We start from the raw sequence: 14,811 nt of genomic DNA on the forward strand, positions 1-14,811 counted from the left end.
TGCCGCGCGGGCCCTTCCCGCGCGGGTTGTCTCCCCGTGGACCGTTCACCGAGCCTCCGCCGTTTCGTCCAGTCGTGCACCACGCGCCCAGTCGGCGGCCTTCATGAGCTTCTTCCCCTGCGGCTGGATGTCACCCAGCAGTACCGGCCGCGACGCGGTGCCGACGTAGACGCCACCCCGGTCGACACGAATGGCGTTGGGGGGCAACGGCTCATAACCGCTCACCGTCACGGGTCCCACCTTCACCCGCAGATCTCCGATCATGGTCCACGCCCCCGGGTTGGGCGTCACGGCCCGGATCCGGCGTTCGACCACCTGGGCGGGCAGGTCCCAGCGCACCCGTGCCTCCTCCACCGTGATCTTCGGTGCCACGCTCACGCCGTCGTCGGGCTGCGGCACCGCGGTCAGCGTGCCGTCGGCGATACCGTCGAGGGTCCGCTCCAACAACGTCGCACCCGAGATCGACAGGCGGCCGAGCAGATCCCCCGCGGTGTCGGTCGGTCGCACGGTTTCGGTCACCACCCCGAACACCGGTCCCGAGTCGAGGCTCGGCTCGATGCGGAACGTCGTCGCACCCGTCACCTCGTCGCCCGCGGCGATGGCCGCCTGTACTGGCGCGGCGCCGCGCCAGGCGGGCAGCAGAGAGAAGTGCAGATTGATCCAGCCGAGAGGCGGTACGCCCAGCAGCCCGTCGCGCAGGAGCGCGCCGTAGGCGACGACGGCGCAGCAGTCGGGTGCGAGATCGCGGAGTTCTCTGACGAATTCAGCGTCGTTGGGCCGCGGTGGTCGCAGCAGCGGGAGTCCCGCGTCGAGAGCCAGCTGGGCGACCGGTGACGGCGCGGGACGGCCCCGTCGACCGGAGGCAGCGTCCGGTCGGGTCAGGACCGCGATCACGTCGTGCCGGGGCGAGTCGATGAGCGCGCGCAGCGACGGCAGTGCTGGTTCGGGGGTGCCCGCAAAGATGATCCGCACGGCTATCTCGGCATCTGGTAGTACTCGCGTTCGGACACGCCGGTCATCGGCGCGACGAACATCCACGGGATGGTGGCGACGGTCTTGTTCAAGGTCGCCACCGCATCGTTGTAGTACTGGCGGGCGAACGCGAGCTTGTTCTCGGTGTCGGCCAGGTTTTCCTGCAGGTTCAGGAAGTTGTTCGACGAGTTCAGCTGCGGGTAGGTCTGACCAAGCGCCAGAACGGGTTGCAGTGCGCTGTCCAGCTCGCGTTCGGCGGCGCTGCGTTCCGCCACCGACGAACCCGTCGTCGCCGTGGTCAGCGCCGCGCGGGCGTCGGTGACGTGTTCCAGCACGCCCTTCTCGTGGGTGGCGAAGGTCTGCACCGTGTGCACCAGGCTGGGGATGAGAGCAGCCCGGCGGGTCAGCTCGACGTCGATGCCAGCCAGCGCCTCCGACACGCGGACGTCGGCGGACCGAATCTTGTTGTAGCCCAACACCATCGCGATGAGCACCCCGACCACGATCACTAGGACGATGACGAGCGATGCGCTCACCACGAACCTCCACCTCCTCCGCCGCCACCACCGCCACCGCCGCCGCTACTGGATCCACCGCCGCTGCCGGACGAGGATGACGACTGCGACGCGGTGTAGGCGCCGATCGACGACGACAACGCCGATTCGAAGCTGTCGAAATTCGGCTCGCCACCTGACCCGCTGAAACCACTTCCCGTCGTCACCGACGAGGAATGGTACCAATCCGGTTGCGGAGCAATGGCTCCCGTCGCATCCTGGTACTTCTTGGCCCACAGCGCGGCCGATCCAGCGGCAATCGCAAAGGGGATATAGGCGGTGTACAGATCCTTGCGCGCGGCGAAGTCGAACCGCGTCTCGGCCGAGTCGGTGGACAGCATGCGGTGGAATCCACCGGCCTGCGACCACAATTGGCGACCGGCCGCGGTGCGGCGAGACCCGACGCCGTCGTGCCAGGACCGCCTGGAGAGCAGGAAGAACGCCACGAAGGGCAACGCCCAGGTGGTGGCGGGGAATCCCCATCGGAAGAAGGCGCACCCGGCCAGGATCAGAGCCGACGCGTTGGCCGCCCGCACCCACAGCTCCTTGCGGCGTTTGACTACGAACCCGCCGTCCAACGCCCACTTCGTGACCGCGGCATTCATGTCGGTCTTGGCCTTGTTGAGCCGTTCGCCCGCCTTGGCGGTCTTCTTGGCCTCGAACTCGGACCCCTCGGTCATGACCCTCAGAGCCGAGCCGACGGCGACGCTGACCGGGTCGACGTCAACCCACCGAGCGCGGGCCGACCCTCGGACGGTCCACTGCTCGTCGTTGATCTGCTGCAGCGAGATCAGCCCCCGTTCGGCGAGGTAGAACAGGGTCGCGGTGAGGCCGTTCTTCGGGATGCTCTCGGTGCGGATGTACTCGGTCTGGACGGGCCCAAGACCCGTGGGCGGGCCATACTGCACGGGAAAGCCGGGGTCGGGTTCGACCGTGGTGCGGTACCAGAGGAACGCTGCCAGCGCGCCGAGGACCGTCAGCCCGATCACCCATCCGATGGCCGTCGTCGACGTGCCGAGCACGCGATCCCACCGTTGGGACCACGGCAGCTCGGCGCGCGCTGGTGTCGGGACGTCGACCGCGGCCCGCAAGGTGACCGGCGTGCGCGGGGCAAGGTTCTGCGCCGTCAGTTCCACCACGTTGCCGGTCACCGTCAGTCCCTCGCAGGCTCGTCCCTCGCCGAACCCGACCGAGCACTCGGCGCCCGGCACGTCGGCGGGCAGGGTGGCGCGAACGGTCACCCGATCTATCTCGTTGTTCCACGACGGGGCGATGACGTTCCAGTAGAAGGTGGACGTCGACTGTGGGTCACCGAAGGTGCTGGCGAAGCGCTGGCCTGCGCCGGTGCTGCCGGGGTCCAGGACGCCGCGGATCGTGTACCGCAGCTCGTAGGTGTGCGTGCCGTACGACAGGGTGCTGTCGGGGTCGCCGATCTTGGCGACCCGGAAGCGGCCCCCGGATTCCCACAGCATGTCGTACGGCACGGGTTGGCCGTCGAGCAGGATCGACGTGATCTCGGGCTGCTGCCGCACCGACGGGCTGTTCTGGTTGGCGACGTCCCAGTAGCGGAAGATGCCGTGTCGACCGGACGGGAACAGGCCTTCGATGGTCTCGACGGCATCGAGCGTGCCATCGGCGCTGACCGTGTAGTCGGCTCGATAGTCGGTGATCACGACGGGATCCTCGACCGGCCCCGGATTGGACGGACCCCCGAACAGCACCGGCCACAGCAGTCCAACGGCGATGAGGGCCAACAGGATCAGCCATCCGAAAACCCGCTTCACGCCACCTCCGCCCCGATGAGTTCGACTCACCCTATGTGCAACGGGTCGATCTGCACACGAACGGGCGGCTGGTCGTGGCGGGCACTGAACACCGTGGTCGCGCGGCGCAGCGCCGAGGCGAGGCCGAGGCCGCCGTCGCGTGGCACCCTCACGAGCATGCGGTTCACCGTGTCGTCGGGTTCGGTACCCGGTGGTCGGCGAGCCCCGGGGGGCAGGTCCACCGGACCCAGCACGGTCGCACCGTCGGGTAACTCGGCGGCGGCCAGCAGAGCCGTCACCGCCACCGGGTCGCCGTCCACGGCGGCCATGTGTACGGCGGGCGGCAGTCCGACCTCGGCCCGCTCGGCCAGCTCGGATTCGGCGTGCCCGACGGGGTCCCACCGGATCAGGGCCTGCACGGTGGGAATCGCCGACTCCGCCACGACGGCCACCACCCCACCGTCGCCGCGGTGCCGAACCAGCGCTGCAGCCGCCATCCACCGACGCAGTGCATCCTCCGAGGCCCTCAGGTCCTGCCTGCCGAGAAGCGCCCAGCCGTCCAGCAGTAGGGCGGCCCCGTAACCGCCGTCGGCCGGGGGTTCGGCGCCTGGGGTGGCTACGACGAGAGCGGGCGCGGCGGGCACACCCGACACCATTGCGTCCCCTCCTGAGGTGATCACCGTGGTGCCTGGGAAGGCCCGGCCGAGTTCCTCGGCGGTGCGGCGCGCGCCGACGACGACCGCTCGCACCGTGTCCGAACCGCAACGCGCGCAACGCAATGCGGCCTCGGTGCGGCCACACCACCGGCACACCGCGCCCGACGCGTCCCGATCCGGCAACGACATCGGGCCGGTGCAGTGCCTGCATCGGGCGATCGCGCGGCACTTGCCGCACGCCAGCGCGGGAACGTAACCCCGCCGCGGCACCTGTACCAGAACCGGGCGGTCCGACCTCAGCGCGACTCGGGCCGCGTCGAGCGCCATCGTGGGCAGCCGCGCGGTGTGGGAGGCGGCGTCCCGCTCCTGGGTGAATCCGCTGTCGTCGAGCGCGATGACGCGCGGGGTCCGGGTGCGCACCACCGGCCGCGTCGCCACCAGGTCGTGGGCCCACTTGCTGGCCACCAGCGCCTGCGCCTCGGCGGTCCTGGCGTAGCCGCCGATCAGGCAGGCGCACCTGAGTTGATGCGCGCGAAGCATCGCGATCTCACGGGCGTGTGGGTAGGGGGCGCGCGGTTCGGCGAGCGTGTCGTCGCCGTCGTCCCACACGATCACCAGGCCGAGATCGGCCACCGGCGCGAACACCGCGCTGCGCGTGCCGATCACGAACCTGGCCTGCCCGCGCAGCACCGACAGCCACCGGCGATACCGCTGGGACGGGCCAAGCCCGGCGGACAGCGCGACAACGGCCGCCTCGTCGACGTGGCGTAGCGCAGCTTCGTGCAGGGCGTCGACGTCGCGCTGATCGGGGACCACGGCGAGCGCCGAACGGCCGGAGGCGACGACGACGGCGGCGGCCTCGGCGAGTCGGTCCGGCCAGGACTCCCCAGGAAGCGCCTGCCAGACGGCGCGCGCGGCGCGGCCCTCAGCGAGTGCGTCGAGGTACTGCTCCCCGCGGGCGTATCCGGCCCACTCCGTCGGGTCGACCGGCCTCGCAGTGGCTTGAGGCAGCTCGGGGGGTGCTTGTTTCTCGACGGTGGCGTGCCTCGGCGGCACCGCGAGTCGCAGCACGTCTGCCCTGGTGCCCGCGTACCGGGCGGCGACGGCGTCGACGAGGCGACGGACGTCGGGGGTCAGCACCCGTTCACTGGAGACCACCCGGTCCAGCCAGCCCAGTTTTCCGACGTGGTCGGTGTCCGAACGCCTTTCGAGGACGAAGGCGTCGACGAGTCGGCCGTGGAAGCGGACCTTCACGCGGACGCCGGGTTGCGCGTCGTCGGATTGCTCGGCGCGCACCAAGTAGTCGAATTCGCGGTCGAGGTGAGGCACCGTCAGCATCGGCAGCACCCGAGCGATCGGCTCGTGCTCGGCGGCCTGCGCGGACTTGCTCACCCGGCTGGTGTAGCAGAGCGTTCCGACGTGCCCTTCGTCGACGAAGGGCGACCCCGCCCGAAGAAGAACCCTGCGGTGATCAACAGCAGCGACAACGCGTACGCCCACCAGATCGGCACGGCGAGGACCTCGGACCGCAGGACGAACTTGCCGATCCCGATCATCCCGTCCGACACCGCGAAGCAGACCGCACCCAGCGCGGTCCAGGGGGTCGGCAGGTCGGCCACCAGGGCGGCGCACACCATCGCGCCGAGCACAGCGATGTACAGCGTGACCGGAACCGCCATGCCCTCGGCGATCAGATGGGGCCAGAACCACACCAACAACGCCACGCATGCCACGGCCATCGCCAATGCGGCGGCGAATCGCGGAGCCGACTTGGTGGCGAGCGGGAGCAGCGCGGCGAGGAAGCAGAGGTGAGCGATGAGGAAGGCGCCGAGGCCGAGCACGAACGACGGAGCCCACCAGGGCATTGCGAGCAGGTAGTCACCCGCCGCGGAGAACACCAGGGCGCCGACCAGCCACCGGCGCTCCCTTGCAACCCGATGCCCGAGGGCGGCGACGGCGAGCACCACCGCGGTCAGCGCCTTGACGACGGGTTGCAGCGAGAACCGGCCCGTGAGCTCGGCCCCCGCGGGGAGTCCGACCGCCGTGCCGACGAGGAACAGGCCGTAGCCCGCGCCGACGACGGCGGCGGCAGCCCAGAGCAGTTGGATGCGTCGCGGTGCGTACGGTGTCTCCATGTCCGCCGACGAGGCTCCCGCCAGCCGTTCACCGCTCGATCCCATCCTGGAGAAGGTACTGGAAGCCGCTCCGTTCCAGTTGACGACCGACGGCGGCGCGGAGGCCAGCAGGCAAAGGTTCCGTGACCTTCCTCGATTTCCGCTGCACCCGGAGGTCAAGACCGAGGACCGGACGATCGACGGACCAGCTGGGCCGATCCCAATTCGGTTGTACTGGCCACTCGACGCGGGTGAAGACCCCCTGCCCGTCGTGGTGTTCATCCACGGTGGCGGGTGGGTCGTCGGCGACCTCGACACCTATGACAACGCGGGCCGTCAGCATGCGGTGGGGGCCGATGCCCTCGTCGTGTCGGTGGATTATCGGCTCGCCCCCGAACACCCCTACCCCGCTGCGGTCGATGACGTGTGGGCGGCCACCCAGTGGGTGGCCACCCACGCCGCAGAACTGGGTGCAGATCCGGATCGCCTTGCGGTGGCCGGTGATTCGGCCGGCGGCAACCTGGCGGCGGTCATGACACTCCTGGCGCGCGACGCCGGTCGGCCGAAGATCCGGTTCCAGTTGCTGTGGTACCCGGCGACGGCCTTGGACCCGACGCTGCCGTCGTTCGCCGAGAACGCCGACGCGCCGATCCTGACCGCGGAAGGGGCGTCGGGACACTCCCGGTTGTACATCGGCGCCGCGGACATGAAGGACCCGCCCGCGACTCTGGTTCCTGCGCGCGCCGCGTCGTTCGCGGGGTTGCCACCCGCCTACGTCGCCGTCGCGGGCCATGACCCACTGCGCGACGACGGCAAGAACTACGGCGACCTGCTGGCCGCTGCGGGGGTGCCCGTCGAAGTGCACGACGCGACGGGCCTGGTGCACGGCTACCTCGGCTTCGACGGCGTCGTGCCGGCGGCGACCGATGCCGTTCACCGCGCCTTGGCGGCGCTCAAGGCTGCGCTGCACCCGGCGCGATGACCGAGCGCGTCGTGCTAGACGTCCGCTCCCCTCGGGAGTGGGAGGCCTGGCTGGAGGGCAACCACGACACCGCGACCGAGATCTGGGTGCGGCTGTTCAACAAGGCATCCTGGGGCAGGAGCGAAGCGACCGGGGGTGCGCCGGGCAGCGTCCCGCTGTCCTACAACGACTCGGTGGAGATCGCGCTGTGCTTCGGCTGGATCGACAGCCTGGCCCGTGGCCACGACGAGGTATCGCGGATTCAGCGGTTCAGTCCGCGCAAGCCCAAGAGCGCCTGGTCGAAGTCGAACGTCGAACGGGTGCAACGGCTCATCGACGCGGGCCGGATGCGCGAGCCGGGGCTGCGCCAGGTCGAGGCCGCCAAGGCCGACGGCAGGTGGCCGTCCTAGACGGTACCCGTGGTACCGGATACCCGCGCCGAGGCGTACCTTTGGTCGCAGTGAGCGGTTGAATCGGGGGGTAGGACGTGGCATCCGAGCAACAGCCGGCCTTTCACACGCTGATCGTCGGAGCCGGCTTCTCCGGCATCGGCACGGCGATCCAGCTCGACAAGGCCGGCCTTGGCGACTACCTGATCGTCGAGGCGGGTGAGCAACCCGGCGGCACCTGGTACTGGAACACCTATCCCGGTATCGCCGTGGACATTCCGTCATTCTCGTATCAGTTTTCGTTCGAGCAGAGCGCCGACTGGTCCCGCACCTACGCGCCGGGTCGCGAGCTCAAGGACTACGCCGAGCGGTGCGTCGACAAGTACGGTCTGCGGCGCAGGATCCGGTTCGCCACCGCGGTGGTCGCGGCAAGCTTCGACGCCGACGAGAATCGGTGGCGGATCGACTTGAACACCGGTGAGTCGTTGACGGCGCGATTCCTCGTCAACTGCACCGGCCCCCTGACGGTGCCCAACCTTCCCGACATCGACGGCGTCGACGGCTTCGCCGGGGTCACCATGCACACGGCGCGGTGGGACCACTCGCAGGACTTGGCGGGCAAGCGGGTCGCGATCATCGGGACGGGCGCCTCGGCGGTCCAGGTGATCCCCGAGATCGCCCCGATCGTGGAGCGGTTGACGGTGTTTCAGCGGACCCCGATCTGGTGCCTGCCGAAGCTGGACGTACCCCTGCCTGCACCCGCGCGGCGGCTGATGCACCTCCCCGGCGGCAAGGTGATCCAGCGCGTGCTCAGCCAGGCCTACGTCGAGTTGACCTTCACCATCTCCGCGCAGTACTACACCGTGTTCCCGCTGGCCAAGCGCGCCGAGAAGATGGGAAGGGCGTACCTCAAGCGTGAGGTACGCGACCCCGTGGTGCGGGACAAGCTGACGCCGCGCTACGCCGTCGGCTGCAAGCGCCCGGGGTTTCACAACACCTACCTGTCGACGTACAACCGCGACAACGTCGAACTGGTGACCGAGCCCATCGCCGGGGTGACCGGCTCCGGTGTCGCCACCACTGATGGCTCCATCCGCGACGCCGACGTGTTGATCCTCGCGACCGGCTTCAAGGTGATGGACGTCGACAACCTGCCGACCTTCACGGTCACGGGCTTGAAGGGCCAGACGCTGAGCCGTTTCTGGACCGAGCGCCGACTGCAGGCCTACGAGGGCGTGAGCATCCCCGGCTTCCCGAACTTCTTCAACGTGATGGGGCCGTATGGCTACGTCGGTTCGTCGTTCTTCGCGCTGATCGAGACACAGACCCACCACATCCTGCGGTGCATCAAGAGGGCTTCCGAGTCGAAGGCGACCCGCGTCGAGGTGTCCCAGGCAGCCAACGACCGCTTCTTCGCCGAGATGATGCGCAAGAGGCACCGCCAGATCTTCTGGCAGGACAGTTGCAGCCTGGCCAACAGTTACTACTTCGACCAGAACGGCGACGTGCCGTTGCGGCCCACCACGACGCTGGAGGCGCAGTGGCGGAGTCGGCGGTTCCCCCTCGACGACTACGAATTCACCGGATAGCTCTGTAATGGCTCAGAACTGCACCCCTCTGGTCAGGGCGCCGTCGACCACCAGGTTGGTGCCCGTGATGAAGCTCGCTGCCGAGCTACTAAGGAAGACAACGGCATTGGCGACCTCCTGCGGTGTCGCCATCCGACCCGTCGGGTTCAGGTCGAGTGCGGTCTTGAACAGTTCGGGGTCGTTCTCCTCGATCGACGGCCACACCCCGCCGGGGAAGTAGGTGTTGCCGGGACTGACCGTGTTGGCCCGCACTCCCCTGCTCGCGAGGTTGAACGCCACGCCCTGGGTGTAGTGGATGATCGCGGCCTTCATCGTGCCGTACGGCCCCGAGGCGAAGTCGATCTCGCGACCCGACACACTAGAGATCGTGACGATGGATCCCGACCCGCTCTCCAGCAGGTGAGGTAGGGCGGCTTCGACGAGACCTACGGTGCCCATCAGGTCGACGTCGAAGCTGGCCCGCCAGTTCTCCTGACTCTCGGGAATGGCAAGGGCGCTGACGTTGGCCACGACGCCGTCGATGCCGCCGAGTGCCTTTGCACTGTCCTCGACCCACTTCTGCAGCGCCGCGCCATCTCCCACGTCGACGGCGGAGCCGATCGCCGTGGCGCCGGCGGCCTTGAGTTCGTTCTCCGCGGCGGCGACGGCGTCGCCGGTCCTGGCGCAGTACGCCACCGCAGCGCCCTCGGCGAGCAATCCGTCGACCACCGCGCGGCCGATGCCGCGGGTCCCTCCCGTCACCAGGAATCGCTTGCCCGTCAACCCGAGTTCCACTATGCCTCCACTACGTCGTCAGCCTGGTCGATCGATCAGTATGTGATGGTGCCGAGAGTTCGTGCCGAGCTTCGCATTTCGTCGTGCATGCCGCCGTAGGCCGGTGCCGGGGGCAACAGCCGCTTGTCGATCTTGGTGACGGCACTGTAATTGGTGTCGACCACGTTGGCGATGGGCACCTGCGAGATCTGGGTCAGCAGCTGGTAGGCGTCGAGCGGGTCGAGGCCGAAGAGTTCGCCGAGCCAGCCGATCATCTCCACCTGGCTTGCGCGCCAAGCTTCTTCGAGCGGCCGACCGGAGCCGATGCACATCAGATGGGTGTCGTTCTCCAGCCTTGGCCACGCCGGTCCGCCACCCTTGATCAATTCGACGATCGCCGTGACGTTCATGGCGCCCTCGACCGCCGTCCCGCAGGATTCGCCTTCCCCCTGCCGATAGTGCCCGTCGCCGAGCGAGAACAGCGCACCCTCGACGTTGACCCGCAGGTAACACGTTGCGCCCGCCGCCATTTCGGGGCTGTCCATGTTCCCGCCGAAGTAGTCCGGCACCAGCGAGGTGCGGACCTCCCGCCGGGCGGGCGCGACGCCGACCGTGCCGAGCATCGGATTGGCGGGCAGGCGCACCTGAAAATCGCTGGCCAGGGCCGAGAAGCCCAGCGTTTCCGTGCCTGCGTCGTAGTCGTAGACGTAGGTACGCTCCGGCAGCGCCGCCTGCAGCGTCGGGCTGACGGGAACGCTGGTCAGGCCACCGAAGAACGGGATCAGCGTCGAGGCGCCCCAGGTCCGCGCCGGCGTCAGGTCGACCAGGTGAACGACCAGCGTGTCACCGGGCTGGGCGCCCTCGATCCAGAACGGACCGGTCTGCGGGTTGAGGTCCTCGGTGTTCAACGCGGTGCTGGCGACGTCGTCCCTACTGGTGATGCGGCCGCCGTAGGCATCCTCGGTCCACAGCGTCAGGGCCGTGCCCGGTTTGATTCGCATTACCGCGGGGGCGCCACCGAAGGTATAGGCCAGCTGGTCGACCGTCGGGATGAAGGTCACGTGTTCCATGGCCCCCATCCTGGTGGAAGCGCCCGCCGACCGCGATGCGAATCGACCGCCTGCCGTTAGACGGAGGCCTTGAGGTCGTCGACCTTGTCGAGGCGCTCCCACGGCAGGTCGACGTCGGTGCGACCGAAGTGACCGTACGCGGCCGTCGGCGCGTAGATCGGACGCAGCAGGTCGAGGTCGCGGACGATCGCGCCGGGGCGCAGGTCGAACACCGACGAGATGGCCTTCTCGATGCGTGCGGGGTCGACGGTCTCGCTGCCGAAGGTCTCCACGAACAACCCGACGGGGGCCGCCTTGCCGATCGCGTAGGCCACCTGGACCTCGATGCGCTCCGCGAGGCCCGCTGCGACCACGTTCTTGGCCACCCAGCGCATCGCGTACGCGGCAGAACGGTCGACCTTTGACGGATCCTTGCCGGAGAAGGCGCCGCCGCCGTGGCGGGCCCAGCCACCGTAGGTGTCGACGATGATCTTGCGGCCCGTCAGGCCGGCGTCACCCATGGGCCCGCCGAGCACGAACTTGCCGGTCGGATTGACCAGTAGCCGGAAGTCGGAGGTGTCCATGGTTTCGTGCGCGAGGTCGCCGAGCACGGTGTTGACGACCTTCTCCCGGATGTCCGGGGTCAGGGTGCCGTCGAGGTCGATGCCGTCGGCGTGCTGCGTCGAGAGCACGACGGTGTCGAGGCGGACCGGGGTGGTGCCGTCGTACTGCACGGTGACCTGAGTCTTGCCGTCGGGCCGCAGGTAGCCGAGCACGCCGTTCTTGCGCACCTCGGTCAGTCGGCGCGCGAGCCGGTGAGCCAGCGCGATGGGGAGCGGCATCAGCTCGGGAGTGTCCTTGATGGCGTACCCGAACATCAGGCCCTGGTCACCGGCGCCCTGGGCGTCCAGCGGATCGCCCGCACCCTCGACACGCGCCTCGTGCGCGGTATCCACGCCTTGGGCGATGTCGGGTGACTGGGCACCAATGCCGATGTTGACGCCGCAGGTCTCCCCGTCGAAGCCCTTCTCAGACGAGTCGTAGCCGATGTCCAGGATGCGCGAGCGCACGGTCTTTGGGATGTCGGCGAACGCTTCCTTGGCCAGGGTGGTCACCTCGCCGACGACGTGCACCTGACCGGTGGTCACCAGCGTCTCGACGGCCACGCGGGACTTGGGGTCCTGCGCGAGAAGCGCATCGAGCACCGAGTCACTGATGGCGTCGCAGATCTTGTCGGGGTGTCCCTCTGTCACCGATTCACTGGTAAACAGCCGACCTTTGCTCACGATGTCATCCCTTCCAAAAGCTTAGTCAAGCAAATCATATTGATGCCCTGTCGCAGCCAAGCGTCTGTCGGCTGCGTGCGCAACACTTATGCGCAGTGTCTTGCGGTGGTGCCCGTCACCCGCCGCGGTTTCCGAGGAACGCCACGATCGCGTCGACGATACGGCTCGACATCAAAGTCTTCGAACCGTGCTCCAGTGCGACGTCGTTGCCGTCCGCCGCCAGCAGCCAGCCGTCGTTGTTGTCGACCTCGAACGCCCGCCCGTCGCCGACTGCGTTCACGACCAACAGGTCGCAGCCCTTGCGCTGCAATTTCGCGCGCGCGTGGAAGAGCACGTCGCCGTTGGCGTCGCCCGTCTCGGCGGCGAATCCGATGATGGCGCGCATCTTGGGCAGCTGGCCGTCCAGCCGCGCCCGGACCGCACCGGCGAGCACGTCGTCCGTGCGGGTCAGTTCGATGACGGGCGCGCTGTTCTCGGCGCCGGGCTCTTGGGACTTCTTGATCTTGCTGGTGGCGACGTGGGTGGGCCGGAAGTCGGCGACGGCGGCGGCCATCACCAGCACGTGGGCGGCGGGGGCGTGCTTGGACACCGCGTCCTGGAGCTGGCTGGCCGATCCGATGTGCACGACCTCGACGCCTGCGGGGTCGACGAGACCGGCGGTGTTTCCGGCAATCAGGGTGACCTCGGCGCCGCGCTGCGCGGCGACGCGCGCCATGGCGTAGCCCTGCTTGCCGGAACTGCGGTTGCCGATGAAGCGCACCGGGTCGAGTGGTTCACGCGTCCCACCGGCCGTGACGAGGACCTTCACCCCTGCGAGGTCGTAGGGCAGCGCATCGGGCCGGTCCAGAAGCAGCTGCGCGAAGGTGGTGATCTCCTCCGGCTCGGGTAGCCGGCCCGCGCCGCTATCGGATCCCGTGAGGCGTCCCGATGCCGGTTCGAGCACGATGTTGCCGCGGCGGCGAAGCGTTTCGACGTTGGCCACCGTTGCGGGGTGCAGCCACATCTCGGTGTGCATCGCGGGCGCGAACAGGACCGGACATCGCGCGGTCAGCAGGGTCGCGGTCAACAGGTCGTCGGCGCGTCCCGCAACGGCACGTGCCAGCAGGTCCGCGGTGGCGGGAGCGACGACCAGGAGGTCGGCTTCCTGTCCGATGCGGACGTGGGGTACCTCGTCGACGTCCTCGAAGACCCCAGTCCGGACCGGCTGACCGGACAGCGCCTCGAACGTCGCTGCACCAACGAACCGCAAGGCCGACTCGGTGGGTACGACCCGAACCGAATGGCCCGCTTCGGCGAGCTGGCGGACCACCGTGCACGCCTTGTAGGCCGCGATGCCGCCCGCAACGCCCACGACCACCCGCTTGCGCTCGCTCACGTGTGCTCGTCGCCCGAGAGACGCATCGCTGCCCCGACCTCGACCTGCACCCTAGGCGGGCTTAGCCTTCGCCTTCGGAGTGCTCGAGGAGGTCGCCGTGAATCTCGCGCATCGCGATCGACAGCGGCTTCTCCTGCAGACCCGGCTCAACCAGTGGGCCGACGTACTCCAGAATGCCGTCGCCAAGCTGGTTGTAGTAATCGTTGATCTGGCGGGCGCGCTTGGCGGCGTAGATCACCAGCGCGTACTTGCTGGAGGCGCGGGACAGCAACTCGTCGATCGGCGGGTTGGTGATGCCCAGCGGCGTGTCGTAGGCGTTGGCGGCGTCGGAGTCGGGGCTCTCGACAGGGATGGTCACGAAGTAGTCTCCTGGCGTTTTTCTTGAGGGCTAGCTAGCTGCTCTTATCGGTCCGCGCCGCATCCGGCGAATCGGCCACCAGCAAGGATACCAATTCTGAGCAGGCGAATTCCAATTGGCCGTTGACGACGACCACGTCGAAGTGATCCTTGGCAGCCAGCTCGTCGCGTGCGGTGGCCAGCCGACGGGCTCTCACCTCGGCCGTCTCGGTGCCGCGACCGACGAGGCGGGCCTCCAACGCCTCCCAGCTGGGAGGCGCGAGGAACACCGTCACTGCCTCGGGAATGGCGGCCTTCACGGACTGGGCGCCTGCCAGATCGACCTCGATGAGGACCGGCAGTCCAGCGCGCGCGGCCGCCCTGACCGGGTCGGCCGGGGTGCCGGAGCGGTGCAGACCGCGGTGGATCTCCGCCCATTCGAGGAGCGCACCGTCGTCGATCAGCCGTTGAAACTCCTCCGCCGAGACGAACGAATAGTCAACGCCGTCCACCTCGCCGGGGCGGGGCGCCCTGGTGGTTGCCGAAACGCTGAAGTACAGGTTGGGCACTCGGTCGCGCAGGCAACGCACCACGGTCGACTTGCCGACGGCAGATGGACCGGACAGCACGACAATTCGACTCATCGCTATCCGCCGTCCGGTCCCCCGCCGGCACTAATCTGCCGTGAAGTCGAACTTTTCCAGCAGGGCCTTGCGCTGACGATCACCCAGTCCGCGCAGACGGCGGGTCGGTGCGATCTCCAGCTCGGTCATGATCTCCTGCGCCTTGACCTTGCCGACCTTCGGCAATGCCTCGAGAAGCGCTGAGACCTTCATCTTGCCCAAGACCTCGTCGCTCTCGGCGTCCTTGAGGACCTGCTTGAGGTTGGTGCCGCCGCGCTTGAGTCGATCCTTCAATTCAGCTCGCGCTCGACGTGCGGCAGCAGCCTTCTCCAACGCTGCCGCGCGCTGTTCGTCGGTCAACTGGGGAAGGGCCACGGGTTCCTCCGTCTCT

The 14,811-nt window shown here is 68.5% G+C and carries 15 protein-coding genes; 3 read left to right on the forward strand and 12 right to left on the reverse strand.

The features are described from left to right. Positions 1-45: 45 nt before the first annotated feature. From fmt to ABW137_RS29130, 5 genes are read right to left on the reverse strand one after another with little or no spacing between them, the layout of a single operon-like run. Positions 46-972 carry a methionyl-tRNA formyltransferase gene (gene fmt / locus ABW137_RS29110; RefSeq protein WP_526405255.1) on the reverse strand — a complete coding sequence of 309 codons (927 nt, stop codon included), beginning with the start codon at positions 970-972 and terminating at the stop codon, positions 46-48. Between the two features lie 2 nt (positions 973-974). Beyond that, positions 975-1,511 carry a LemA family protein gene (locus ABW137_RS29115; RefSeq protein ID WP_526405257.1) on the reverse strand — a complete coding sequence of 179 codons (537 nt, stop codon included), beginning with the start codon at positions 1,509-1,511 and terminating at the stop codon, positions 975-977. Continuing rightward, a complete protein-coding gene (locus tag ABW137_RS29120; protein ID WP_526405259.1) occupies positions 1,505-3,310 on the reverse strand; it encodes a DUF2207 family protein in 1,806 nt (601 codons plus the stop codon). The genes ABW137_RS29115 and ABW137_RS29120 overlap by 7 nt, the downstream gene beginning before the upstream one ends. Positions 3,311-3,336: 26 nt before the next feature. Then, positions 3,337-5,283 carry a primosomal protein N' gene (locus ABW137_RS29125; protein WP_526405279.1) on the reverse strand — a complete coding sequence of 649 codons (1,947 nt, stop codon included), beginning with the start codon at positions 5,281-5,283 and terminating at the stop codon, positions 3,337-3,339. Between the two features lie 50 nt (positions 5,284-5,333). Further along, positions 5,334-6,080, reverse strand: coding sequence for a lysoplasmalogenase family protein (locus tag ABW137_RS29130; RefSeq protein ID WP_526405261.1), 747 nt, complete (start codon positions 6,078-6,080; stop codon positions 5,334-5,336). Here ABW137_RS29130 and ABW137_RS29135 point away from each other — a divergent pair. The 3 genes from ABW137_RS29135 (at position 6,079) to ABW137_RS29145 (ending at position 8,998) form a co-directional block, all read left to right on the forward strand. After that, entirely contained in the window at positions 6,079-7,041 is a 963-nt protein-coding gene (locus ABW137_RS29135) for an alpha/beta hydrolase (protein ID WP_526405263.1), read from the forward strand. The two genes, ABW137_RS29130 and ABW137_RS29135, sit on opposite strands and share 2 nt — an antisense overlap. Next, on the forward strand, positions 7,038-7,430 hold the full coding sequence (locus ABW137_RS29140; RefSeq protein ID WP_526405265.1) for a YdeI/OmpD-associated family protein: 393 nt from the start codon (positions 7,038-7,040) through the stop codon (positions 7,428-7,430). The genes ABW137_RS29135 and ABW137_RS29140 overlap by 4 nt, the downstream gene beginning before the upstream one ends. A gap of 77 nt (positions 7,431-7,507) precedes the next feature. Beyond that, positions 7,508-8,998, forward strand: coding sequence for a flavin-containing monooxygenase (locus ABW137_RS29145; RefSeq protein ID WP_526405267.1), 1,491 nt, complete (start codon positions 7,508-7,510; stop codon positions 8,996-8,998). A 12-nt stretch (positions 8,999-9,010) separates the two neighbouring features. On the opposite strand, the gene ABW137_RS29150 is transcribed toward ABW137_RS29145, so the two are convergent. From ABW137_RS29150 to mihF, 7 genes are all read right to left on the reverse strand, one after another. After that, positions 9,011-9,772 (reverse strand): SDR family NAD(P)-dependent oxidoreductase, encoded by a 762-nt coding sequence (locus ABW137_RS29150; protein WP_526405269.1) that lies wholly within the window; start codon positions 9,770-9,772, stop codon positions 9,011-9,013. Between the two features lie 35 nt (positions 9,773-9,807). After that, positions 9,808-10,821 (reverse strand): acetamidase/formamidase family protein, encoded by a 1,014-nt coding sequence (locus ABW137_RS29155; protein ID WP_526405271.1) that lies wholly within the window; start codon positions 10,819-10,821, stop codon positions 9,808-9,810. 56 nt (positions 10,822-10,877) lie between these two features. Next, entirely contained in the window at positions 10,878-12,089 is a 1,212-nt protein-coding gene (gene metK, locus ABW137_RS29160; protein WP_526405281.1) for a methionine adenosyltransferase, read from the reverse strand. A gap of 112 nt (positions 12,090-12,201) precedes the next feature. After that, positions 12,202-13,461: a bifunctional phosphopantothenoylcysteine decarboxylase/phosphopantothenate--cysteine ligase CoaBC gene (gene coaBC / locus ABW137_RS29165; RefSeq protein WP_526405273.1), complete on the reverse strand. Its 1,260-nt coding sequence runs from the start codon at positions 13,459-13,461 to the stop codon at positions 12,202-12,204. A gap of 61 nt (positions 13,462-13,522) precedes the next feature. Further along, the gene (gene rpoZ / locus ABW137_RS29170; protein ID WP_526405275.1) at positions 13,523-13,819 is read right to left on the reverse strand and encodes a DNA-directed RNA polymerase subunit omega; all 297 of its coding nucleotides are present in this window, start codon (positions 13,817-13,819) and stop codon (positions 13,523-13,525) included. Between the two features lie 34 nt (positions 13,820-13,853). Further along, entirely contained in the window at positions 13,854-14,441 is a 588-nt protein-coding gene (gmk, locus tag ABW137_RS29175; RefSeq protein ID WP_526405277.1) for a guanylate kinase, read from the reverse strand. A gap of 30 nt (positions 14,442-14,471) precedes the next feature. Next, the gene (mihF, locus tag ABW137_RS29180; RefSeq protein WP_057165041.1) at positions 14,472-14,795 is read right to left on the reverse strand and encodes an integration host factor, actinobacterial type; all 324 of its coding nucleotides are present in this window, start codon (positions 14,793-14,795) and stop codon (positions 14,472-14,474) included. Positions 14,796-14,811 lie beyond the last annotated feature (16 nt).

The sequence above is a fragment of the Mycobacterium sp. genome (genome assembly GCF_040509115.1).
Taxonomy (GTDB): domain Bacteria; phylum Actinomycetota; class Actinomycetes; order Mycobacteriales; family Mycobacteriaceae; genus Mycobacterium.

Bases quoted from the DNA above. Each gene is read 5' to 3' on its own strand.
- ABW137_RS29125 (WP_526405279.1), bottom strand. From the start codon at position 5,283: ATGCTGACGGTGCCTCACCTCGACCGCGAATTCGACTACTTGGTGCGC.
- ABW137_RS29130 (WP_526405261.1), bottom strand. From the start codon at position 6,080: ATGGAGACACCGTACGCACCGCGACGCATCCAACTGCTCTGGGCTGCC.
- ABW137_RS29155 (WP_526405271.1), bottom strand. From the start codon at position 10,821: ATGGAACACGTGACCTTCATCCCGACGGTCGACCAGCTGGCCTATACC.
- ABW137_RS29140 (WP_526405265.1), top strand. From the start codon at position 7,038: ATGACCGAGCGCGTCGTGCTAGACGTCCGCTCCCCTCGGGAGTGGGAG.
- ABW137_RS29135 (WP_526405263.1), top strand. From the start codon at position 6,079: ATGTCCGCCGACGAGGCTCCCGCCAGCCGTTCACCGCTCGATCCCATC.
- gmk (WP_526405277.1), bottom strand. From the start codon at position 14,441: ATGAGTCGAATTGTCGTGCTGTCCGGTCCATCTGCCGTCGGCAAGTCG.